Below are 23706 nucleotides of genomic sequence, written 5' to 3'. Positions count from 1 at the left end.
CCATACTGGTGAAAAAAGCCAAGGCATTTGTCCGTGGATTCTGGTATAGTCAAAACCATCATCAACCCGGAACCCTTTGATTTAAAGTAACGATTCGTGCTGAACCTGGTAAAAAGCAATCGCATGGAGATCCTCATACAGGCCCTGGCCGACGTCACGGCCCGGGTGCCGGAAGATCCTCTGGCGCCGGAATGGATCTGCATCCAGTCCCGGGGGATGAAACAGTGGATCTCTCTGGAGCTGGCCCGAATCCGGGGCATCAGCGCCCGATTGAAATTTCTGTTTCCCGCAGACCTGATCCTTTATTTTCTGGACCGGCATCCGGATGAACCCGTGCTGGATGTGGATGCCCTGGTATGGGCTGTGTATGCCCGGCTGGACGATTCTGACCCGGATAGTCCACTGGCACCGCTGGCATCCTATTTCAAGTCCGATGACACCGGAAAAAAAAAGATTCAGCTGGCACAAAAGATTGCCGCGGTGCTGGATGACTACCAGGTGTACCGCCCTGACATGCTTGTGAACTGGGAAACCCATGGCACTTTGCTGCATCCGGAAAACCCTGACGAGATCTGGCAGTCCCGGCTGTGGCAAAATATTGTATCCGATTCCAGGGCCCGGTCGTTTCCCGGGCAGATGGCTGCCCTGGTCACGGCCGCTTTGGAAAAAAAATTGCCGGATCTGCCTCATCAGATCTGTCTGTTCGGGCTGTCTTCCGTGCCGCCGTCGTTCATGAACGTGTTTTCAGCGCTGGACACGGATGTGTTTGTGTTTTTGCTCACTCCGTCCAACCAGTATTTTTTCGATATGGTCTCTCCGGGCCAGATGGACCGGATGGCCCTGAAAAACCGGGATACGTCCGGCACAGACCCTGAAGACGTCTACTGGGAAATCAGCCATCCGCTGCTGGCGTCTATGGGCCGATCCAGTAGGCAGTTCATGCAGCTGCTGGAAACAGAACCATACCTGGAGCCGTTTAACGACCTGTTTGTGGACCCGGCAGCCGAACCGGTTGCAGATACAGGCTTGGTGTCCATGCTTTCCTGTCTCCAGTCCGACATCCTGAACCTGACTTTCCGGCATCCTGAGGGAGATGCGCCGCCTTTTGCCGTGTCTTTGGATGACACGTCCATCCAGGTCCATGCCTGCCATTCTCCCATGCGGGAGGCCCAGGTGTTAAAGGACCAGCTTTTGGACACCCTGGCCCGCGATTCAACCATCGCGCCCCATGACATGATTGTCATGATGCCGGATATCGAAGCCTATGCCCCGTTTATCGAAGCGGTTTTCTCCCGGGAGCCGGCCATTCCCTTTTCCATTTCCGACCGGCGGCATAAAACCGAATCCCCCACCATTGATGCGTTTTTAAAAATTTTTGCCATGAAAGGCTCCCGGATGGCGCAATCGGATGTCATGGATCTGCTGCAATGTCCGGTCATTGCGGAAACCTTTGACATCGCCCCGGGAGACATCAGCGCATTGACGGACATGGTGCGCCGGGCCGGTATTCTCTGGGGCCTGGATCCGGATCATCGCCGGGATCTCACGGGGAAGGGATTCAAGGAAAACACCTGGCAGTTCGGTTTTGAGCGGCTGTTTCTGGGAATCGCCATGCCGGTTGCACAAGAAACACTGGTGAACGACCTGCTGCCCTGTTCGTTTGCAGAAGGCACCAATGCCGTAATTCTGGGACAATTCGCCCATTTCTGCCACACCCTGTTCCGGCATCTGGACACGCTGGATGCTCAGTATACCCCCAGACAATGGGAACAGGTTTTTACGGCCCTGATCCAGGAAATGATGACCCCTGACCTGGAGCGGGAACCGGATTTCCGGTTTTTGTATCAGGTGTGCCAGGATCTGACCCGGGCGGCGGATATCGCCGGATTCACAGGAAAAATCGGTTTTTATGCGGCCCGGGACCTGGTGGAGAACAAACTGGATCAAACCTTTTCCCGGGGCGGATTTCTGACCGGGGGCGTGACATTCTGCAACCTGGTGCCCATGCGCAGCATTCCTTTCAAGGTGGTGGCGCTGATGGGGATGGATGAGGCCGCGTTTCCCAGAAAAATGGTTCCCAAAAGTTTTGATCTCATGGCCGCTGATCCCCGGCCTGGAGATAAAAATATGCGGGATGAGGACCGGACCCTGTTTCTGGAAACCGTGCTGTCGGCCCGCAACCGTCTGATCATCACCTATACGGGCATGGGCATCCAGGACAATGCCCCGCTTCCGTGTTCCGGCGTGGTGAGTGAACTGGCCGATGTCATCCATAGCGGATTTGTGTTTCCTTCCGGATATCAGTGGTGGATCACCCATCGGCTGCACCCGTTTAATCCGGCTTATTTTGACGGCACCCCGGCATTGTTTTCCTATTCAGAAGAGCAATGCCGGATTGCCCGGTCCCGGACCCACCGGAGTTCAGACACATCCCGGCAATTGTCCCCAGATATGGACCGGTCCGGTGCAATGGATCAGGCATCGGATTTGCCAGGCCCTGTTTCGGAACCGGACACCGTGTCGTTACAGACATTGTGCCGGTTTTTCAACCATCCTTTGGCCATGTTTTACCAGACCACCCCGAAGATCGTGTTTCCCGTGCTGGAAGAACCGCTGCCGGACCGGGAACCCTTTCAGGTATCCGGCCTGGCCCGGTATCAGCTGGGATCCTGGATCCTGGAAAAAGAGCTGAACCTGTCCGGATATCCGCTGGCCCGGGCCGGGGGGCAGTTGCCGCTGGGAAACCAGGGCGGTCTGGCCTGGGAGCATCTGTTGGAGACCACCCGTCCCATCCAGGCCCTGGCCGCAAAACAGGTGCCGGACACGCCCCGGGATTCGGTGGCCGTGGACCTGGTTGTCAACAAATGCCAGGTTCAGGGTCTGGTGTCTGATCTGTATCAGGAAGACGAGGGCGCGGTTCGATGCGTGATCGAGTTCGGCCGCATTCATGCCAGGCGGCTGGTGACAAACTGGATCCTGCACCTGGCCGCAACCCTGATGATGCCAAACACCCCGGTGACCACCCGGATCATCGGCACCGACCCGTTCCGCCGCCAGTCTGTGGGAATGCAGACGTTCACCCCCGTGGGAGAATCGGCCCGCACATACCTGGAGCACCTGGTAACGCTGTATTGTCAGGGCCTGACCCGGCCCTGGCCTTTTTTCCCGGACACCGGCCTGGCCCTGGCCCGGGCTCTGGCGGAAAAAGAGTATGATCCGCACGATGATGTATTGGCAGGCGCCATGAAAAAAGCCCGGCCCGTCTGGTTCAATGCCCATACCCAAACCGGTGAGAAAACAGACCGGTACACGGCCATGTGGATGGAAAATCACCCGGATCCCCTGGACACGCTGCTGCATCTGCAAACCTCGGGCATTGTGGATCACAGCCTGGCAGTGTTCAAACCCCTTCTGGCGCATCTGGAGTCCGGCGCATGAATCCATTGAACCCGTTTGATCTGGATCTTCAGCAGACCACACTGATCGAAGCCAGTGCCGGCACCGGCAAGACCTATACCATCACCACCCTGGTGACCCGGCTCATTGCCAAAGGATATCCCATTGAAGCCATTCTGGTGGTGACATTCACGGAAGCGGCTGCCGCAGAACTCAAACTGCGGATCAGGGACCGGCTGTCCGGAGTTCTGGCCGGCATGAGTTCGACCGGTGCAAAATCTGCCGAAGATTTGTCCGATCCGTTGATTTCGTTTCTGGCAGCCCAGCCGGATCCGGATCAGGTGCGCCGGCGCATCCGGCTGGCGTTGACGGATTTTGACCAGGCAACCATCATGACCATCCATGCGTTCTGCCTCCAGACCCTGACGGCCCACGCCTTTGAAACCGGCACGGCCTTTGACATGGAACTGATGAAAGATGCATCCGGATTCTACCGCCAGGTGTGCATGGATTATTTCATGACCCGGATCAATGACCTGGATCCCCTGATGCTCCGGTTTCTGGCAAAAAAGAACCTGACCCCGGAAACCCTGGGCCGGGAGATGAAGCCCGCGGTGTCACGGCCCGGTCTGACCCTGATCCCGCCGGATCCCGGATTTTCGGATGTGTGTGATGCCTATCGGGACACCTGTGCCCGGATCGGTGACTGGCTGGAAAAACAAAGCCGGGAGATCATCGATATGATCCGGCTGGATCCGGGCCTGGACAAACGCAGTTATTCCGCCAGAAATGTGCCCAAATGGCTGGAATCAGTCCAAAAAACCCTGGAAACGGAAGGGGACAATGCCCTGTTTGTGATGACGGAAAAAGGGGATCCCCTGTACCGGTTCTGCTACACCTGCCTGGAACAGAAAACCAAATCCGGGGCCCGTTGCCCGGTGCACCCGTTTTTTGATGACTGCCAGACCCTGTATGATCTGTACCAGGTGATGGAGGCCGATTTGCTGGCGATCCGGCACGCATTTCTGCCGTTTTACCATCAGGCCCTGGCTGAATTGAAACAGCAGCAGGGCCAGTGCTTTTTTGACGATCTGGTGCATGATCTGGCCCGGGCGTTGACCACAGGCCCCGGCAGCCGGATGTTGATCCGGGCGGTTCAGGATCAGTATCAGGCCTGCCTGATCGATGAATTCCAGGATACAGACCCGGACCAGTACCGGATTTTTGCTACGCTGTTTGCACATGCACCGTCCCGGTTCGGCGGCAATCGGCCGTTTTTCATGATCGGTGATCCCAAACAGGCCATTTATGCGTTTCGGGGCGGTGATATTTTTGCGTATCTGTCGGCCAGCCGCCACTGTGAGCAGCAGTTTACCCTGGAAAAAAATTACCGATCCTCTCCGGTGCTGGTCCAGGCGGTCAATGACCTGTTTTCAGCCGGGACTGATCCATTTGTTTTTAAAGAAATCCCGTTCAACCGGGTGGGAACCCCGGAAACCCCGGGCCACGGGCTCATGGATGACACAGGATGGGTCCCGCCCCTGGGGTTTGATTTTTTATCCCGGGATCATCTGCCTTTGGACAAACAGGGATATGTGACAAAAGAAACGGCCCGGCGGATGATTCCGGATCTCGTGGTCCAAAAAATGTTGTCGGACATGATCGCCGGGTTCACGTTAACGGATAAATCCGGAAACCGGGCCCGGATCGATTTCAAAGACATGGCCGTGCTGGTGCGGACCAATCAGGAGGCCCAGGATATCCAGGCAGCCCTTTCAAAAAAAGAGATTCCCTGTTATCTGTCCAAAACCGGATCAGTCTTTGATTCGCCCCAGGCCATTGCGCTCAATGATATTTTATGGGCCGTGTTCCGACCGGATCAGGTGGGATTTGTCAACGCCGCGTTGACCTCGTCTGTGTTCGGGTTTGATCCGGAAGATCTGGCCGGGCTGCCGCAAACTAAAGTGTGGCAGTGGCAGGACCGGTTCAGACACTGGAAAACGATCTGGGAATCCCGGGGGTTCATCGCCATGATTCAGGACCTGCTGCATTGCCAAGAAGGGCTTCTGCATCCGGAGTCAATCATGGATGACCGGGACCTGACCAATTTTTACCACCTGGTGGAACTGATCTCCCAGACGGCATTGCGCCGGCATCTGTCATTGTTTTACCTGCTCCAGTGGTATCAGACCCAGCTGTTTGCCGACACCCGGGAAGAAACCGCGGATGAGCTGCGTCTGGAAAGCGACCGCAATGCCGTGGCCATTGTGACCATTCATAAAAGCAAAGGCCTGGAATATCCCATTGTGTATCTGCCTTATCTCTGGTCTTCTCCCGGGCCTAAAGGGGGAGACCCGGTTTTGTTCCATGACCCGGACAATGATTTTCAGCTTTGTTTTGATCTGCGGGGTCCGGGATTCCAGGGGGCGGATACTCAAGGGTTGGATCGATCCATTGCCCGGCATGATCTGGAGGCCCAGGCGGAGCAGCGCCGGCTGCTGTATGTGGCCGTGACCCGGGCCTCGGCCATGTGCCGGATTTTCTGGGCCGGGATCAGTGGGGTGGGGTCTTCGGCTTTGGGCAGCCTGATCCATCCCCGGGGCTGTGACACGGATGCGCACATGATCCAGGATTTGACCGCCCTGGCCGGGGATATGCAGCACATTTGCGTGCAGATGGTGACACCCGGTGAGAGCGTTCCGGCGTTGACTGAAACGGTGTCACCGGTGATATCCCTGGCCCCCCGGTCTCTGGCCCGGCCGGTCCGGTCCGCGTTTCAGATCACCAGTTTCAGCGCCCTGGTCAAAGGGCCGCCTGATGCCGGAGGCCCTGGGGAACGGCCAGGCGGCAGCCGGGATGAATGGGTATCGGATGACGGGTTGCCGGATGCGGATGCAGGGCCACCCGTGGATGCCGGAGACCGGGACGTCACCCCGATCCGGCTGAGCGGGTTTCCCAAAGGGGCCGGGGCCGGTGATTTTTTTCATGCCGTGCTGGAAAACATGGATTTTCAATGGGATCCGTCCCGTGTGTCCGCCGGTGTGTCTGCGTATCTGCACCGGTTCGGGTTCTCCCGGGAAAGGTTTGCCCATCCCGTGACCGCAGCCATCCAGGAGGTGATCGCAACCCCGCTGTCATCGGGAAAACACGGATTTTGCCTCAAAGACATTGCCATGTCCCACCGGATGACCGAAGCGGAGTTTCTGTTTGATGTGACCCGGCTGGACGGGTTTGTGCCGGCGGATCTGTTTGCAAAGACCGTGCGATGGACCGCCTATGCCAAATCATTGCAGAAATATGGTTCAAGCCGGTTGTCCGGATTCATCAAAGGATTCATTGATCTGGTGGTGCGGCATGACGGGAAATATTATCTAATGGATTATAAATCCAATTTTCTGGGGGAGGCGTATGAAGATTACAATGGGACCGCCATCGAACGGGCCATGGAAACCCATGATTATGTATTGCAGTACCACATCTACACCCTGGCCCTGCACCGGTATCTGTCATGGCGCATGAAAAACTATGATCCCAAAAAAGATTTCGGGGGGGTCTTTTACCTGTTTATCCGGGGCATGCATCCGGACCGGCCCGGATCCGGGGTGTTTTTTGATCACCCTAACGTCTGTTTCTGAACCGGGATTTTTTGTGGTGGGTGACCAGCGGGGCCACGGGCGCGGGTTTCTCCTTGAAAAACGAGATGACCAGAAGACCGGAAAAAATAAGCAATGCCCCGATCCCGGTGACCGGAGTGAACACCTCACCCAGCAGCAGAACCCCTAAAACGCATCCGGTCAAGGGCTCCACCAGCATCAGCAGGGCCGTCATGGACACGGGCACCACGGACAGCCCTTTGGCCAGCAGCAGGTAGGCCGCAGCCGTGGCCACCAGCCCGAGATACAGGACCACTGCCGTGCCATGTGCGGTCATCACCGGGGAAAGATCTTCGAACAGCAGCAGCCGGGGAAGCACCATCACCGCGCCCACACTCAAGATAACGGCAATGCCCAAGATGGGGGAATGGTCTGCCACCACGGCTTTGCTGCCCACCAGGGACACGGCATATCCGAATCCTGCGCCGAATGCCAGAAAAATTCCCGTGGTGTCCACCTGCACTTCACTGCCGGCCACGCTCAACAGCACACATCCGGAAATGGCCAGAAGGGATGCGATAAACCAGGTCCGGGTCAACCGCTCTTTTTGAAACACAGCCCCCAAAAGCCCGGAAATGACCGGTGCCATGCAGATGGCGACAATGGTTCCCAGGGCCACGCCGGTTCGGGCCACGGCTTCGAAAAAACACAGCTGGAACATCACGATGCCGGAGGCGGCAACCAGGGTGGGAATGACGGGAGGCCGAAACGTGGATAACCGGGCGTTCCCGAAAATCAGGGCCATGAGCAACAGGGCCGGCCCCCCGATGATCAGGCGCAGGGATCCGATGGTGGTGCTGGATATGCCGGCCGGTGCCAGGGCCTGGGAGGTGCCTGTGGTGCCGAACAGCACCGCGGCAAAGATCACCAGCAAAAACCCCTTGGTCAATCTGGGTGTTTCCATTATTTGAACCGGCTGTCCGATCGCCTTTCCGCGACTTCCTTTTCGCTGGCCTGCATCCACCCGGAGGTGCTGTGTTTGACTGCGTCGAATTTCTCCATATAGGGCTTGATATCCAGCAGCGGGGTGCCGTTCAGCACATCGATGTCCAGGACATGCAGCAGGTTCCCCTCAATTTTTTCCAGCCGGACAATGGAGATGCCGATGTGGTTGGGCCGCAGCGGGGAACGGGTGGCATACACGCCCCGGGACTGCGTATCCATGAAAGGTACCACGGTCAACTCGGTCCGGGTTACCTTGTGGAATGAATAGATCAGGTAGATGTGACTGAACCCGTCCAGGTCTTCAAGTCCCTGTTGAAAGGCTGCATCCACCTGTATCTGTCCTTTGGTGCCGGCAGCCCCTTTGGGCTGAATGGGCATGTCTTCGATGTTGTGAAACGGCGTGTGGATCACGCCGATGGGTGTAATTGTTTGCATGGGTCACTTGATTTTTTTATATTGTTTACAGGTTATAACGCAGCATTTTTCAGCGCGAATTCCCAGTTGATGCGTTTGTCCAGCACGGCCTGGACATATGCTTTTCGCTGGTTCTGATAGTCCAGGTAATACGCATGTTCCCACACATCAATGGTAAGCAGCGGGGTCATGCCCATGGTGAACGGTGTTTGGGCATTACCGGTTTTCACGGCTTTTAGAATGCCGTTGTCTAAAACCAGCCAGGCCCATCCACTGCCGAACTGGGAGGTGGCTGCGTCAAGCAGTGCTTTTTTGCAGGCATCCATGCTGCCGAAATCTTCTTTTATTTTGCGTGTCAATGCGGCCGGGGGGTCTCCTCCGCCCCTGGGGCTCAGGCTGTGCCAGTAAAAGGTGTGGTTCCATACCTGGGCCGCATTGTTGAAAATGGCCGTGTCATCCGGTCTGCCTGCTGAGTTTGTGACGATTTCATCCAGAGACAGGTCAGCATAAGCGGTGCCGGTGATCAGGCCGTTCAGATTGTTCACATATCCCTGGTGGTGTTTGCCATAGTGAAACGACAAGGTCCGGGCGGAGATCACGGGTGCCAGGTCCGTGTCTGCATAGGGCAGGGCCGGCAGCACATGGGGAGAAGCCGCTGCGGCAAGTGCGGCCCGGGGCAGTCCGGCCAGGGCCAGGGAAGCGGCGGCACCGGCGGACAGGGTCAGAAAAGTGCGGCGGTCCATGCGGGAGGTGTCCGGTTGTTTTTCATTCAATGGTGTCATAATAATCCTCCATTCGGGTCTGATGATGGGTGACAGATTCTGTATAGTATCATCGGGATATGGATATGAACAAGTGGTTTCTTTCATGTTTTGATTGACAAGGCAAAACCGGATTGCCTATCTTAAAGATGAAACCCTTGACCTGAAAAACGTTTTGACCCAGAGATGAAATGAAACAGCCCTTATTTTATAAATTGCCGTCTGTCACCCGAACCCGGCAGGGTTCTTTGCGACAAGCGGGGTTTGAACTGGAATTCACGGGCCTGGATCTTGAGCAGACCACCCGGGTGGTGGAAACGGTGCTGGGCGGTACCCGGGTCTGTGAATCTGCGGCCGCCTGTGTGGTGGATGTTCCGGATTCAGGGGAATTCACCATTGAGCTGGACTGGGATTTTCTCAAAAGAAGAGCGGCCCGTCAGGAACCCGATCGAACCGGGGACTGGATCGATCTGCTCAGCCAGGCAGCCACATGGCTGGTGCCCATGGAAGTGGTGTGCCCGCCCATAGCCATAACCAAGCTGGACCGGCTGGAACCCCTGATCAAAGCCCTGCGCCGGGCCGGTGCCCGGGGCACGAAAGATTCCATGATTGCCGCGTATGGCGTGCATATCAACGCCGAGATACCGTCGTTGGATGCCGAAGTGGTGCTGGCGTATCTGCAAGCGTTTTCATTGCTGCAATGGTGGCTGGTGGATGCCCATCAGGTGGATATGGCACGGCGCATCAGCCCCTATGTGGACCTGTATCCCGAAGCCTATTTGGAAGTGCTTTTTTCATGTGATAAACCTGATTTCAAGCAGATTGTCGCTGATTATCTGATTTATAACGCCAGCCGGAACCGGGCCCTGGATATGTTGCCCCTGTTGGCCTGTGTGCATGCCGACATGGTTCAAACCGCAGTCGCGGATCCTAAAATAAAGCCCCGGCCCGCGTTTCATTATCGGTTGCCCAATTGCCAGATCGATCACCCGGACTGGTCCCTGGCCCGCCCCTGGAACTTGTGGTGGGTGGTGGAGGAACTGGCACAGCGCCCGGAGGATCTGACCATGCTCAAAGAACGGTTTTTGTCCATGCACCGGCCTTTGATCGGGGTGAACCGCACGGACTGGACCGTCTGGATGGATCAATGGCTTTGCGACCACTTGTCGGCGTAACCGGTTCGGCCCGTCGCTGGGCCCCGGCCTGGTGGTGTACGAAAACAGCTTTGTATCTGGCCGGGGCGTCTGCCATGCGCATCAGTACCCGTCACGGCAATGCCGATGAAACCCTGGATGCATTGATTATCGGGGGCGGCAATGATATTTCCCCGGAACATTATGATGGGGATCTCACCAGCCCTGTGGTATATGATCCGGACCGGGATCTGCTGGAAATCAGGTGGATCCGGTATGCCCTGCATCACAAAATCCCCATGCTGGGCATCTGCCGGGGGGCTCAGCTCATCAATGTGGTGCTGGGCGGGAACCTGCATCAGGACATCCGAAACTTGAGACATCTGACCTACAATCGACCGGGACTGCTGCCCACCAAACAGGTGAAAATCGAACCAGACGCCCGCCTGGCGCGTATCTGCGGCAAACACAATCTCCGGGTCAACAGCCTGCATCATCAGGCGATCCGAAAACCCGGCAACGGGCTTCACGTGGTGGGCCGGGATCTGGACGGCATTATTCAGGCTGTGGAAACCCGATCCGGCCGGAAGATCATCGGGGTGCAATGGCATCCCGAGTACCTGTTCTACCTGCCGGCCCAGTTCGCCCTGTTCCAATGGCTGATTCAAAAGGAATGGCTGTGATATCCGTGCTGCTGCTTTTTGGTTCCGCGTTTCTGGCCGCCACCATTCTGCCGTTTTATTCTGAAGTGCTGCTGTTCGCCCTGCTGCGCCAGGGGCATGATCCCCATCTGTTGTTCTGGGTGGCCACCACGGGAAATACCCTGGGGTCTGTGGTGAACTGGTGGATGGGAAGATATCTGCTTCGGTTCCAGCACCGGGCCTGGTTTTATTTCAGTCCGACCCAGATTGCCCGGGCCCAGGCCTGGTTTCAGCGGTATGGGGTCTGGACCCTGTTGCTGGCCTGGCTGCCCATTGGAGGCGACCCCTTAACTCTGGTGGCGGGTATTATGAATGTCCGGCTCAAGGTGTTCATTGTTCTGGTGGCCGTGGGCAAAGGCCTGCGCTATGTGGCTGTGATCTGGTTCAGTGCCTGGTGGTAGATTGTGCGGACATAACTTTCTGGATGCACACCCGGCCGATCACCATGTATATCAACACCGATCCCAGAATGACGCCTCCGAATAATTCCCCGTTCCGGGTTTTCAGCACAAAGGCGATGATCACGATGATGCCTGCGCTGATGGTGTAAAACAGCGGTTTAGGCACCTGTTTGAGAATCAGACGTCCCAGATGGGCGAACCGGAGGGTACTCACCATCAGGCCCGTGGTCAGCAGCACCATGGGCCACACATACGGGGCGGGCAGCAGCAGGATGGCGCCCAGCAAAAGCAATGCCCCGGCCGGGCAGGGCAGGCCGTTGAATACGCCCGGCGGCAGGTCCGTGCGTTTTTTGTCCACAAACAGAAACCGGATGAGTCGAAACGCCACAGCCGTGATGTAGATCAACGCAAACACCCAGGCCCAGGACTGGCCGATTTTTAACAGCATATAAGCCGGAGCGATCCCGAAACTCACAAAATCCGCGATATCATCCAGGTATGGGCCGTATTTGGTGCCCCCGTGTTTTTCCGCCATGCGGCCGTCAAACAGGTCAAACAGCTGTCCCATGATAATGATGATGACGGCCCGGCCGAAAAACCCCTGATAGGTCAACACCAGGCTGGCCAGACCGCAGAAGAAATTGAGCAGGGAAAGGATGTCCGCATACAGCCGGTTGGGAATGAATTTAAATACAATGGACGCACCCGAGAGAATGACGCAGGCCAGCAGAATCTGGTTGCCCATGTGGATGATATGGGGGTTGGCATCCACCAGGGCGCAGAAAATCACCAGGGCAAAACAGATGATGGCCTTGATCTTGCCGAAATTGTTGGCAGCACCGGAGGTCTTCATCAGGGTCAAAAGTCTGCGGGCCGCAAACTGGCCGAATATTTCAATGCCCACCAGAATCCACACCAGTTTTACTGAAATAATCCCGGTATAGGCAAACCCCAGCAGCGGCGGCAGGTACGTGAGTTTATCGCATAAAGGATCCAGCCATTCACCCAGCCGGGATACCAGGTTGCATCCCCTTGCCACCAGTCCGTCCACCCCGTCCAGGATGGCGGCAAAGGTGAAAATAATGATGGCCGCCGATTGATAGTCTGTCGCAAAGTACAGAAAAAATCCGGCCATGGCCATGCCGGTCCGCCAGTAACAGATGGCATTGGGGTGCAGCAGCCACTGATGTGAAAAAACAAAGTCCTGCATGCGGTCTTTTTTCAACATCCAGGAAAACCAGTAGTAAAAACCGGTCCCGATGGCTGCGGCGATGCATATGACCAATAGTCGTTCCATAGCTGATGATATCCTGATAAATGCAGTGTTAAAAATGACAGACAGGCTGTTTCTTACCAGATCACGGCTGTTTTTGCAATGTATGGATTGCAGATTTGAAAGGTCTGCCGGGGTTGTGTCAGATTTTTACCAGTCGTAACGCTCCCCACAGCCCGATCTGTGTATCCTTGATAATGACCAGGCCCTGAACACCGGACATCTGCTTGCCGGTTTCCAGGACCCCGGCAATATCGTCTCCTGTGAAGACCTGATTGGCCAGTCCTGTGGCAACCGCATCCGAAAGCGGGCAGGACTGGGCCATGACCATGACCGCATCTGCTTTGCCAAAGCTTTTGGAATGCCCGAAAGTACCCGATGAGGTGCAGATGCCGAAAGAACCGGACTGCCGGGGTATATGAATACCTGTGGTCAGGCTGAAAGGGGAGTTGCCGGCAAAGATGGTCAACACGGTGTCGGTTCGGGAGTGGATGAAAATATCTCCCCCGTTTTCCACCACCACCTGTGAAGAAAAAGACAACAGATGCCGGCCCGCATATTCCGCCACAGCCCCGGCCACCGCCGCCATGGGACCCACTTGTGCCGCATGTGCCGCAACCCCCATATTCCGGATGATGGCAGGGGCAGTGTCCGGCACGGTCATGGGTTCCAAAGATGTTTTAAAATCGGGATTTTCTGCAATATACGTCTGGATCTGCTCCCGGCACCGGGTCACCGCCCGGATGGCCGGTTCGGACAGGTCGGTGTCGGCCTGGATATGCAGGTTGGTCTCCTGCACGGTGATTTCAAAGGCGGCCAGTCCCTGTTTGTGGTGCTGCTGGCGGTAAACCCGGCGGTTGTCAAACATGGTCCACGGGGTGGGGCCGCAAATGAACCGGTGCCTGGCGGATAAAATAGGAATCCGTCATGCCGGAGATGAAATCCCGCACGATTTGGGGCAAAGAATGGGTGTCCCGGTATGTGTCGGACAGGCCGGACAGAAATTGTGTGAAAATGACAGAGGATGCGCAGTCCTTTTCCAGATCCGTAAGATACTGGTGAAACAGATGATCATAAATGGTACGGATGGTTCCTAAATGCTGCTTGATGGCCGGGTTTTTATAAATATGGCGGTAATTGAATGTTTTCAGGGTTTCCAGGGCATCGGCCACCTCGTCTGAAAATCCGATGAACGGCTGATCCAGGCTGGTGGCAATCAGGTCGGTCACCAGGTTGAACACAATGGTGCCGTTGGTGGCTCCCAGAATATGGCGGCAGGTGTCCGGGATCTGCTCCCGGGTAATCAGGCCTAAACGGATGCCGTCTTCCAGGTCCCGGCCGATATAACTGATGGTGTCTGCCATGCGCACCACACATCCTTCCAGTGTCATGGGTGAAAACCCGATCTGTTCGGTTTCAAGAAATTTCTGGATCATGGCATCTAAATCATCAAACGTGCGGGGACCATGGGGGAAAAGTTTTCGGACATGGGTTTCGCCGTCATGGCACAAAATGGCATCCAGGGTCTGGAGGCTCAAGTTCCATCCGGTCCCATTGCGTTCGATTTTGTCCAGAAACTGAATGCTCTGGACATTGTGGTGAAAGTATCCGGCCTGGTGTGCGTGGGTGAGCCGGGATAAAAACCGTTCGCCATCATGACCGAACGGGGGATGGCCGATGTCATGGCCTAAGGCGGCGGCTTCGATCAAATCCTGGTTGAGCCGCAGGTGCCGGCCGATGGTCCGGGCCACCCGGGACAGCAGCTGCACATGCAGGACCCGGTGGGTGAGATGATCGTTTCGGATCAGGGAAAATACTTGGGTTTTGTCTATATAGCGGGTGAATGCCAGGGAGTTGAGAATCCGGTCGGCATCCTGGCTGAACGCCTGGCGGTATTCGTTGTCAGACCGGTTTTCCGGATGCCGCCGGAAAGCGGCCCTGGAAGGACAGGCCAGGGATTGCAGGGCATTCTGTTCGATTTTGTCCAGAAGCGGCTGCAAATCCCTGGTTTTTTTCAAGCGGTCATTCAAGACAGTCCCTGAATTACAATTGTTTGGTGATGTTGTCCACCACAATGGAAAATGCCTGGGTGAACGGGGTTTCCTCGTCCTGGAACATAATGGGGACGCCCTGATCACCGGATGCGACCACCCCGGTGTCAAAGGGAATGGATCCCAGAAAAGTCAGGCCGAATTGTTTGGCCGTTCTTTCCCCCCCGCCGTTCATGAACAGATCAATGGATTCGCCGCAATGGGGGCACTTGAATCCGGACATGTTTTCCACAATCCCTAGGGTTTTGAGTTTCACTGTGTTGCAGAATGAAATGGATTTGCGGATATCGGCCAGCGCCACTTCCTGGGGGGTGGTCACGATCACACCTAAGGCTTCGGGAATGGTCTGTACCACGGTCAGGGGTTCATCCCCCGTGCCCGGAGGAGCATCGATGATCAGAAAATCCAGTTCCCCCCAGTCCACCATGCCCACGAACTGCTGAATCATGCCGGCTTTGGCCGGTCCCCGCCATATGATGGCCTGATTCTTGTCCTGCATCAGGGCCTGGACGGAAACGGCTTTAAGATTTTCATTCACCTGCTTGGGAATCAGGCGCTGCTGGTCCGGGGTGATGTCCAGCAGTTCGGTCATGCCCAGCATCTGGGCGATGGAAGGTCCGTGTACATCCACATCCATTAAACCGGTTTTATATCCTTTTTTGGACAACACGGCCGCCAGATTGGCGGACACACTGCTTTTGCCGACGCCGCCCTTGCCTGACAGCACAAAGATCTTGTGTTTGATTCTGGCCAGATTGTCTTTTATCATGGCCTGTTGTTCCTGCTGTTTTCTGGCCATTTCATTATTCTGGGACGGGCATCCCTGGGGTTTCTGGGCTTTGTCTACACTGTCGTGAATCATTTATCTTAATACTCCTTCTAAGAGGTATGTGGTTGAAATCAACACCTATTATGGTCATAATCCAAAGGGTGTCAACTGGAAAACCGATTCTTTCACCGGGATATCAGGCCAGAATCGCGTGATGGAGATGCGGACCTGCTGCCCCTTGCCGTCGGCAATGGTCAGATCCACGGGTATCTGCCGGTGGTCCATCCGGTCAAATTCATGGTACTGAATCTCATAGCGGATCTCATCTTGTCTGTTTTTCAGGCGCAAGGCTTTAAGCGGCTGGTCTGATACCAGAAGTAACTCCTGGAATTGTGTTGTAAATTTTTTATGAAGTTGAATTTGGAAGCGGTCTTCAGAAGAAAACCAGGCATCGTTGAAGCGCTGGATGGGAATCTGCCCCAAAAGCACGCGGATCAGGTCGGACAGCTTTAACGGCACACCCGTGAAAGATTCCAGATCCGGATCACTGGAAGTGGTGGTATGGGGTTTGTGCCGGCCGGTGTGAGAAACAAAGGTGACTGTTTTGCCGTCTGCGACAATGGTTTCAACCGGGCTGGCCAGAGCCGTGAACGCGAGCCGGACCCGGTCCGGAGACTGGGCGGCCCAGGCCATTTGAAACGTCTGGACCCCGTTGTCGGATGCCACACGCAAATGACCGGTTCCTTTGCTGGTGACGATCTCCTGGTTCAAATTGCTGACTTTTTCTGCGGATTCATGGGCTTGAGCATCTAAGGCCGGATCGGTCTGGGGGCGCGGGATACCGCATCCGGACAGGCAGGCAAAACACAGCAGGCAGACAAAAAAAAGAGCGGGCAGTGATTTCATGGGGTCACAGTATCTGAGTTCAGCGTATCCGGGGTCGGTATCTGCGGTTCCAGTGCCCGGATCTTTTCTGTGACCCGGGAAATGAGGTCGGTATCGGATTCTTCAGCATGGGCCAGTGCTTTATGAAAGGCTTTGAGGGCTTTGATCTTTTGGCCGGTCTTGAGATAGGCATCTGCCAGATGGGCTGCAATGATGGCTTCATAATCGGTCAGTTCCGCGGCCCGTTCCAGATACCCCACGGCTTTGTCGAACTCACCCTGTTGAAAATACACCCATCCCATGCTGTCTAAAATATACCCGTCGTTGGGTTTGATTTCCAGCGCTTTTCTGATGAGTATTTCCGCGTCATCCAGATGAATCCCCAGATCGGCATAGGTATAGCCCAGATAATTGAGTGCTGAGGCATCTTCCGGGTCCAGACGGATGACTTCTTTCATGGTGGCGATACTCTCATCCTTGAGCCCGGCCTTGTCCTGGACCGCGCCTAAGCGGAACAGCAGCGCCGTGTTTTCCCGTGCGTTTTTCAGTCCTTTGGAAAGCAGGGCCATGGCTTTTTCCAGCTGGTTTTCATTTTCATAAAACGCGGCCAGATAGGTGATGAAATCAATATCGTCAGGTGCCTGCCGGTGATGCTGCTCCAGAAACGCCACGGCTTTTTCGGTCTGGCCGATCTCCCGGTACAGAAAAGCGAGGGTCAGCTGGGTTTTTTTGTATTGGGGATGGGCCGGTGAGACTTTGAGATAGTGCTCAATGGCCTGCGCCGGATCCTCGCTGGATTCATGGGCCATGCCCAGAAAAAAATTGAAATTATCATTGTCCGGATCTGCTGCCAGCATCCCTGTAAACACGATCACCGCATCTGCGTACCGGTTTTGCGACAAATAAAGATCCACAGCGGCCATCAGCAGGCGGTTGTCTTGCCGGGCCTGATTTCCCAGGTCCATGAACTGTTGTGCTGCAAGTTTTGTTTGCCCGGTCTGGTGATACAACCGGGCGGTTTCCAGCAAAGCCCGGTCATTTTCAGGTTCAATGTCCAGTATCTGTTCATACATGGCAAGCAGTTTGTCCGGATCTGGTTTGCCGGCCGGGTTGTCCGGGTCCTGAAGGATGTCCACCAGCCGCAACCGGGGTTCGATCAGATCCGGTTCCAGGTCGATGGTTGATTGAAACGCCTGTGCCGCCTCCGTGTAATTTCCGGAAAGAAAATGGGCTTCCCCCAGATAGAAATGGGCCACATAATAGTCCGGCAAACGGTCCGCCATTCGGGAAAACAGTTCCAAAGCTTCCGGAATCTGCTGGTTTTCCATATAAATTTTGCCCAGCCGCAGATAGGTTTCCCGGTTGTCTGGAGCCAGTTCAAGAATTCGCTCCAACAGCGGCGGCATGGTTTTTTCACGGGTGTCGTCTTTTTTCAGGCGGGCCAGCAACAGCAGGTTTTCCACATTATCGGGATTTTCAGCCACCAGGGATTCCGCCAGAGCCAACGCAGTTTCCTTTTGATCCATGCTTAAATACATCCGGATCAGGTCCCGTTTGAGAAACGACGCGTCCGGATCTAAGGTAATGGCTTTTTCAAGGGCCGCCATGGCGTCATCGATCCGGTTCTGCCGGTGCAGCATTAAAAACGTCAGATAATGGTACCGGGCCGACATCTGTGGGTCCCGGCCCGGAGTGGGGGGGGCGAACGTGTCGTCAGGACAGGAATGGATGGACAATGGCGTGTCCGGAGGCGCCGGTTCAACCGGACACGCATCGACCGGGGCTGCCGGGGTGTGCTGGATCCGGCTGCATCCGGATAGCGTCAAAAGAATCAGCAAAATAAAAAAAGTATGGATCGTTGCCTTGCTCATGGAGAAAGTCACCCTGTATCGGTTGGGTTATAGGGTATGGTCATACATGTCGAAATCAGGCATGTCTTTTTTGAAAAATGTTTTCATTTTTTTTAAAATATTGTTTTCAATCTGCCGAACCCGTTCCCGGGAAATTTTGTAGGTTTCCCCGATTTCCTGAAGGGTCTGGGGGGAATCGGAAAAAATACGCTTTTCAAAAATTTCCATTTCCCGGTCATTGAGGGTGCGTTTGAATTTTTTGACCTTGGTGTGAAGGATGCCTTCAATTTCCTTTTTGGCCATCTGGTCCTCGGATGAATCCGATTCCGTGTTGATGAATTCAATCCGCTCCGTATTGGAGTCGTTTTTCAACGGTTCATCCAGAGACAGGTCCCAGTTGGCCAGGCGCTGGTCCATGTCCACCACTTCTTTTTCAGATACGCCCAGACGTTCGGACAACAGTTTTGGTTTGGGATCGAATCCCTGTTCAATGAGCTGCTGTTTTTCTTTTTTCAACCGGAAAAACAGTTTGCGCTGCCCCTGGGTGGTCCCGATTTTCACCATCCGCCAGTTGTCCATGATAAATTTGAGAATATACGCCTTGATCCAGAAAGAGGCATAATAGGAGAATTTGACATTTTTATAGGGATCGAATTTTTTAACCGCCTGGACCAGCCCGATATTCCCTTCCTGGATCAGATCCAGCAGATTCTGCATCCATACCCGCTGGAATTCCAGGGCGATTTTCACCACCAGCCTCAGATTGGATGTGGTCATGATATACGCGGCTTCCTGATCCCCTTCTTCCTGAATGCGTTTGCCCAGATCGATCTCTTCTTCCCGGGTCAGCAGCCGGTACCGGTTGATTTCATTCAGATAGCTTTGAATGGGATCGGATTTGACCAGTGCTTTGGTACCGGCAGCTCTGGCTTTGGGCACCGGAAGAAGAAAATCTTTTTTGGTTGACCGTTTGTTGTCTGTCTCGGATTGATTCTGATGGGATGTCTTTGTCATTCAATGAACTCTCAAGTCTTAACAGATATTAAAAAAAAATATTATACCATTATCACTTTGAGTATTAAAGTAATAAATTTATTTATCGGGAAGTGAAAAGAAATGCCTGTTTTTTTTCTGGACTTTTTCAGGCCTTTCTGTTAGAAGAATCGATTGTTGCGCCTGTAGCTCAGCTGGATAGAGCAACGGACTTCTAATCCGTAGGCCACAGGTTCGAATCCTGTCAGGCGCGCCAATCAAATCAAAACCTAAAGAGATGGCTACAAGATGGCCATTTTTTTTCAAACATACTATTCAAAGTATCCCATCATAGGTTGACAATAATCAGTATTTAGGTTTACAATAATTTTGCTTAAGGTTGACAATAAATCACGAGAGGGCCAGATGGCAAGATTAAGAAAACGTGGGGAAACGATTCGGCAGTTCATCCTTGATAATGTTGAACATCATCCTTCCGATATAGTTCAGATAGCTGCAGAAAAGTTCGATGTTTCGCGACAGGCAATAAATAAACATATCCGGCAACTGATAGAACAAAAAACACTGATTATGTCCGGACAAACAAAGGACCGCAGGTATGGCCTTCCTCCAATCAAAGAAGTGACAAAAACATTTCCTTTGGATAACACCCTACAGGAGGATGTGGTCTGGCGGAATGAAATATCTGTTCTGCTTCCCGGTTTCCCAGACAATGTCATTGAAGTGTGGAACTACTGCTTTACAGAAATTCTCAATAACGCGATAGATCATTCATCAGGACAAATGGTCACGATCGGCTTCAAAAGAAATGCTGTCAGCACTGAAATACATATCCTTGACGACGGGGAGGGTATATTCAAAAAAATTCAGCGGGAAATGGGGTTGCTGGATGAACGCCATGCTGTTTTGGAATTATCCAAAGGAAAGCTCACAACTGATCCATCACGGCATACAGGAGAGGGCATTTTTTTTTCTTCAAGAATGGTCGATGACTTTGAGATTTTATCTGGGGGCGTATTTTTTTCACATAAACATACCGAAGAATCTGATTGGATTCTTGAGAGAAACCAGCCAGGCAAAGGCACTGGGGTTTATATGAAGATGAAAAACAATTCTTCCAGAAGCGTAAAAAAAATTTTTGACGTATACACCACTTCCGAAGATTATGGTTTCAATAAAACGATAGTGCCTGTCCGTCTGGCGCAATACGGAAACGAAATGCTGGTATCCCGGTCGCAAGCCAAAAGGCTTTTGTCACGAATTGATCGTTTTAAAACTGTGATCCTTGATTTTAAGGGAGTCGATTCCATAGGGCAAGCGTTTGCAGATGAAATATTCCGGGTGTTTGCAATGAAAAATAAAGACATCAATCTGCTGCATGTTAACGCATCCAGGGAAGTGGAGCAGATGATCATGCGTGCACTTTTAAAAGCGGATTGATTTTTTGATGAAAAATCAACAGACATCGCACGATCTGAAATCCGCGTATCTGCCGCTGTTTTTTCTCACCGCCATTTTTTTCATGAATTTCACCATCCGGATCAGCATTTCACCGCTGATGCCGACCATTCTCACGGATATGCGCCTGACCGGGGATCAGGCCGGCTCTTTTTTCCTGTTTTCCGCCACGGGATACTGCATTGCCGTGTTTTTTTCAGGCGTTGTCTCCGCCCGGATCATGCACCGGAACACCATTGTTTTGTCTGCCGTGGGAACCGGGCTGGTGTTTATGTTTACCGGTTTCTGCCACAGTTTGTCCGGCATGAGACTGGGAATATTTCTGGCCGGCATGGGGGCCGGGTTGTATCTGTCATCCGGTATTGCCGTGCTCACGGCAACCATTTCCCGGAAAAACTGGGGAAAAGCCCTGGGCATTCATGAGCTGGCACCCAATTTGAGTTTTCTGCTGACCCCGATGATCTGTGAAATGCTGCTTTTATGGATGTCGTGGCGGTATGTGTTTTTTATCCTGGGCGGGGTGTACATCCTTCTGGGATGGTCTTTTTCCCGGTTTTCCACGATTCGGGATTTTCCCGGGGAAGCCCCTAAGCTTAAATCATTTTATCCTTTGGCAGCCATTCCGTCGTTCTGGTGGATGATGCTGCTGTTCAGTCTGGGGGTTTCCGGCACGCTGGGCATTTATTCCATGCTGCCGCTGTATCTGGTGAACGAGCACGGCATTGCGCAAACCCAGGCCAACACTTTTGTGACCCTGTCCCGGGTCGCAACGCTTCCCATGACTTTGGCGATCGGATGGATCACCGATCGGCTGGGCCTGAAACCCGTGATTACCGCAGTCCTGATGTTGAGCGGCATTCTGGTGATATTGATCGGGATTTTTTCCGGCCGCCTGTTGCTGGCTGCTATTTTCTGTCAGCCCGTGGTGGCCATCTGTTTTTTCCCGCCGGCTTTTGCCGCATTGTCCAACATCGGATCCAGTCAGACCCGCAACGTGGCTGTTTCGTTTACGATCCCGGCCGCCTTTCTGGTGGGCGGCGGGGTAATACCCGGCATGATCGGTATGTTAAGTGAAAACGGATATTTTTCCGCCGGGTTTGTGGTGACGGGCATATTGATTCTATCGGGTGCAATTCTGCCCGGGTTCCTGAAATTTTCGTCCCAGGAGGACGGCTACCCGGATGAGTCCGGGTAGCCCATGGGTTTTTATCAGGCAAATTTGGCGATCATTGATTCAGGAATATCCGCTTTTTTCCTTGCGCCGATGGCGTAATAGTACAGAGGTTCGCCTTCAATGGACAGGCGGTGCCGGTACCGTTCCAAATGATAGATATCCATGTGGTTGGAGAAAATCAGTTCCCGGATCATGCGTGAAAATCCGGCATCATCACTTTCGTTGAGAAAAGTTTCCTTGATGTTGAATCCCACCCATCCCGGGGATTGAATCATATTAAACGCTTCAATGAACGCTTTGGTCGGGATATCTCCGAAACCCAAAGCCGCCACCACGGTCAGGCAGTTCAGGGACCAGGACAGGTACTCTTCTCTTTCATCATCCGTCAAATTACAGAAATCACTGATATAATAGGCATCGTACAAATGGGGACGATCCCGCTCCGTGGCGGTTTTGGCTTCAGGAATGATATCCACGCCGATGAGCCGGGAAACCCCGAATTGTTTAAAAGCATCGCCCATCAGCCCGTTTCCGGCCCCCAGATCCAGGACCCGGAGTTCACTGAAGTTCTCATTGGTCTGGTTGATGGCGGATTTGAGAATCTGTGCCACTTTTTCAGGGGAACTGCATTTGAGACGGTCATAAAAAATCTGTTCATACAGCCCGGGCATATTGTAGATCTGGTCATAATCATGAAACCGGATCTTTTTTTTCTCTTTATCCGGTGAAACCAGATAAAAATAGGCTTCATCCTGGGCCAGATTTCCTGCAGATGTCTGGGGAAATTGAATACGATGTCTTTTCGGGGTTTGCATAGGTCTCCTTTTTTCAGGTTTGTTCAACATCCGCCGGGATACTGTCTGTCGGCGGATTCCTTATTTGATTTTTCACATATCTACATATTTAGATACATTATTTTGTACAATAACATGACAGGGCATTGAATACAAGGGGGGATCATTTGCCCTGCATCGCCATGGCCAGATGGTAGCAGGTCAGCGGGTCACGGCCGTCCCCCGGTAATGGAACCCGGATATGCGGATGGGGCTGACATACCCGGCATCCAGCCCCTGGATGGTGAATCCGCTGTCCCTGATCAGGGCCGGGATGGGCCGGTTCAGGTGACACCCGCCGGACATTGGTTTCCACAACGGGGTCAGGCGATCCTGCCACCGGGAGACATCGATATCCGGGGCCCGGCCGTGTTCACAGAAAAGCAGCCGGCCCGAGGGCTTCAACACCCGCCGCATCTCTGCCAAGGCCTGCCGGATATCCGGGATGGAACACAGGGTATAGGTCACCACGATGGTGTCGGCACTGTGTGAGTCCAGAGGAATCTGTTCGCCGGAGCCCGTCATCAGATGGACGGGCAAGGCCTGCCGGGCCGGGAATTCCGGAATCATGTTCATCAGAGTCCGGCTGGGATCGATGCCCCACACGCATGACACGGACTTCAGATCATAGAACGGCAGGTTCAGGCCGGACCCGATCCCGATTTCCAGCACCCGTCCTTCGGCCTGAGGGATAATCTTTTTGCGCTGGCCCGTGATGTCTTTGTGGGCGCAGACCCGGTGCATCAGTGTGGGTAGAATGAATCGGTGATACAGTCCCATGGGTTTGCCGCCGTGAATGTATTTTTTTTGTCGTTGTTGATCTCTTTTTCAGGCATTTACATACCACACCCGGGTTTTAAAAAAAACAGAATCATATGAGGAAATGGGAAAGCCCTGCTCATTTGATTCCTGAAAGGCAGGATTTACGTAGTTTTACCTAAAACCGCTAAGGATTTTCTCTGATTGACACCCAGGCATTTCACTGATATGGCTTTTGATGATATCGAAACAATGGC

Annotated in this window: 19 protein-coding genes and 1 tRNA gene; 8 read left to right on the top strand and 12 right to left on the bottom strand. The window is 53.8% G+C overall.

Annotated elements, in window-relative coordinates; genetic code table 11:
• Window positions 1-96: 96 nt before the first annotated feature.
• Both recC and recB read left to right on the top strand, forming a co-directional pair.
• Window positions 97-3438, top strand: coding sequence for an exodeoxyribonuclease V subunit gamma (recC, locus tag K365_RS0115025; RefSeq protein WP_024335246.1), 3342 nt, complete (start codon window positions 97-99; stop codon window positions 3436-3438).
• Window positions 3435-7031, top strand: coding sequence for an exodeoxyribonuclease V subunit beta (gene recB, locus K365_RS0115020; protein ID WP_024335245.1), 3597 nt, complete (start codon window positions 3435-3437; stop codon window positions 7029-7031). The genes recC and recB overlap by 4 nt, the downstream gene beginning before the upstream one ends.
• Here the strand turns inward: recB and K365_RS0115015 are convergent.
• The 3 genes from K365_RS0115015 to K365_RS0115005 are packed head-to-tail and all read right to left on the bottom strand — an operon-like array spanning window position 7015 to window position 9190.
• A complete protein-coding gene (locus K365_RS0115015) occupies window positions 7015-7953 on the bottom strand; it encodes a DMT family transporter (RefSeq protein WP_024335244.1) in 939 nt (312 codons plus the stop codon). The two genes, recB and K365_RS0115015, sit on opposite strands and share 17 nt — an antisense overlap.
• Window positions 7953-8429 (bottom strand): tRNA (N6-threonylcarbamoyladenosine(37)-N6)-methyltransferase TrmO, encoded by a 477-nt coding sequence (tsaA, locus tag K365_RS0115010; protein WP_024335243.1) that lies wholly within the window; start codon window positions 8427-8429, stop codon window positions 7953-7955. Before tsaA ends, K365_RS0115015 begins: the two co-directional genes overlap by 1 nt.
• A gap of 32 nt (window positions 8430-8461) precedes the next feature.
• Complete coding sequence (locus K365_RS0115005) at window positions 8462-9190, bottom strand: superoxide dismutase (RefSeq protein WP_024335242.1); 729 nt, start codon at window positions 9188-9190, stop codon at window positions 8462-8464.
• 170 nt (window positions 9191-9360) lie between these two features.
• On the opposite strand from K365_RS0115005, the gene K365_RS0115000 reads away from it, so the two are divergent.
• Genes K365_RS0115000 through K365_RS0114990 form a run of 3 tightly spaced genes read left to right on the top strand, consistent with a single transcriptional unit; the run spans window position 9361 to window position 11404 of the window.
• Window positions 9361-10344, top strand: a complete 984-nt coding sequence (locus tag K365_RS0115000; RefSeq protein ID WP_024335241.1) for an amidoligase family protein — start codon at window positions 9361-9363, stop codon at window positions 10342-10344.
• Entirely contained in the window at window positions 10317-10985 is a 669-nt protein-coding gene (locus K365_RS0114995) for a gamma-glutamyl-gamma-aminobutyrate hydrolase family protein (RefSeq protein WP_024335240.1), read from the top strand. The genes K365_RS0115000 and K365_RS0114995 overlap by 28 nt, the downstream gene beginning before the upstream one ends.
• Complete coding sequence (locus tag K365_RS0114990; RefSeq protein ID WP_024335239.1) at window positions 10982-11404, top strand: YqaA family protein; 423 nt, start codon at window positions 10982-10984, stop codon at window positions 11402-11404. Before K365_RS0114995 ends, K365_RS0114990 begins: the two co-directional genes overlap by 4 nt.
• Here the strand turns inward: K365_RS0114990 and K365_RS0114985 are convergent.
• The 7 genes from K365_RS0114985 to K365_RS0114955 all read right to left on the bottom strand — a co-directional run bounded on the left by K365_RS0114985 (window position 11388) and on the right by K365_RS0114955 (window position 19246).
• A complete protein-coding gene (locus tag K365_RS0114985) occupies window positions 11388-12701 on the bottom strand; it encodes a CDP-alcohol phosphatidyltransferase family protein (RefSeq protein ID WP_024335238.1) in 1314 nt (437 codons plus the stop codon). The genes K365_RS0114990 and K365_RS0114985 overlap by 17 nt on opposite strands.
• 118 nt (window positions 12702-12819) lie before the next feature.
• The gene (locus K365_RS0114980) at window positions 12820-13545 is read right to left on the bottom strand and encodes a UPF0280 family protein (protein ID WP_024335237.1); all 726 of its coding nucleotides are present in this window, start codon (window positions 13543-13545) and stop codon (window positions 12820-12822) included.
• Window positions 13538-14707, bottom strand: a complete 1170-nt coding sequence (locus K365_RS0114975) for a deoxyguanosinetriphosphate triphosphohydrolase family protein (RefSeq protein WP_024335236.1) — start codon at window positions 14705-14707, stop codon at window positions 13538-13540. The genes K365_RS0114980 and K365_RS0114975 overlap by 8 nt, the downstream gene beginning before the upstream one ends.
• Before the next feature lie 13 nt (window positions 14708-14720).
• Window positions 14721-15590: an Mrp/NBP35 family ATP-binding protein gene (locus K365_RS0114970; protein ID WP_024335235.1), complete on the bottom strand. Its 870-nt coding sequence runs from the start codon at window positions 15588-15590 to the stop codon at window positions 14721-14723.
• Between the two features lie 54 nt (window positions 15591-15644).
• Window positions 15645-16403 carry a LolA family protein gene (locus K365_RS0114965; RefSeq protein ID WP_024335234.1) on the bottom strand — a complete coding sequence of 253 codons (759 nt, stop codon included), beginning with the start codon at window positions 16401-16403 and terminating at the stop codon, window positions 15645-15647.
• Entirely contained in the window at window positions 16400-18253 is a 1854-nt protein-coding gene (locus K365_RS0114960; RefSeq protein WP_024335233.1) for a tetratricopeptide repeat protein, read from the bottom strand. The genes K365_RS0114965 and K365_RS0114960 overlap by 4 nt, the downstream gene beginning before the upstream one ends.
• Window positions 18254-18280: 27 nt before the next feature.
• The gene (locus K365_RS0114955) at window positions 18281-19246 is read right to left on the bottom strand and encodes a sigma-70 family RNA polymerase sigma factor (RefSeq protein ID WP_006968168.1); all 966 of its coding nucleotides are present in this window, start codon (window positions 19244-19246) and stop codon (window positions 18281-18283) included.
• Window positions 19247-19404: 158 nt separating this feature from the next.
• Here K365_RS0114955 and K365_RS0114950 point away from each other — a divergent pair.
• The 3 genes from K365_RS0114950 (at window position 19405) to K365_RS0114940 (ending at window position 21878) form a co-directional block, all read left to right on the top strand.
• Window positions 19405-19481, top strand: a tRNA-Arg gene (locus tag K365_RS0114950).
• 149 nt (window positions 19482-19630) lie between these two features.
• Window positions 19631-20665, top strand: coding sequence for an STAS-like domain-containing protein (locus tag K365_RS0114945; protein WP_024335232.1), 1035 nt, complete (start codon window positions 19631-19633; stop codon window positions 20663-20665).
• 7 nt (window positions 20666-20672) lie between these two features.
• Window positions 20673-21878, top strand: coding sequence for an MFS transporter (locus K365_RS0114940; RefSeq protein WP_024335231.1), 1206 nt, complete (start codon window positions 20673-20675; stop codon window positions 21876-21878).
• A gap of 14 nt (window positions 21879-21892) precedes the next feature.
• Here K365_RS0114940 and K365_RS0114935 read toward each other — a convergent pair whose 3' ends face one another.
• On the bottom strand, window positions 21893-22672 hold the full coding sequence (locus tag K365_RS0114935) for a class I SAM-dependent DNA methyltransferase (RefSeq protein ID WP_024335230.1): 780 nt from the start codon (window positions 22670-22672) through the stop codon (window positions 21893-21895).
• Between the two features lie 180 nt (window positions 22673-22852).
• A complete protein-coding gene (locus K365_RS0114930) occupies window positions 22853-23470 on the bottom strand; it encodes a class I SAM-dependent methyltransferase (RefSeq protein WP_024335229.1) in 618 nt (205 codons plus the stop codon).
• Window positions 23471-23706 lie beyond the last annotated feature (236 nt).

Origin of the sequence: Desulfotignum balticum DSM 7044, from assembly GCF_000421285.1 — a bacterium.
GTDB classification, from domain to species: domain Bacteria; phylum Desulfobacterota; class Desulfobacteria; order Desulfobacterales; family Desulfobacteraceae; genus Desulfotignum; species Desulfotignum balticum.
Note: the sequence above shows the minus strand (reverse complement) of the source record. Positions and strands in the feature narration are given on the sequence as shown.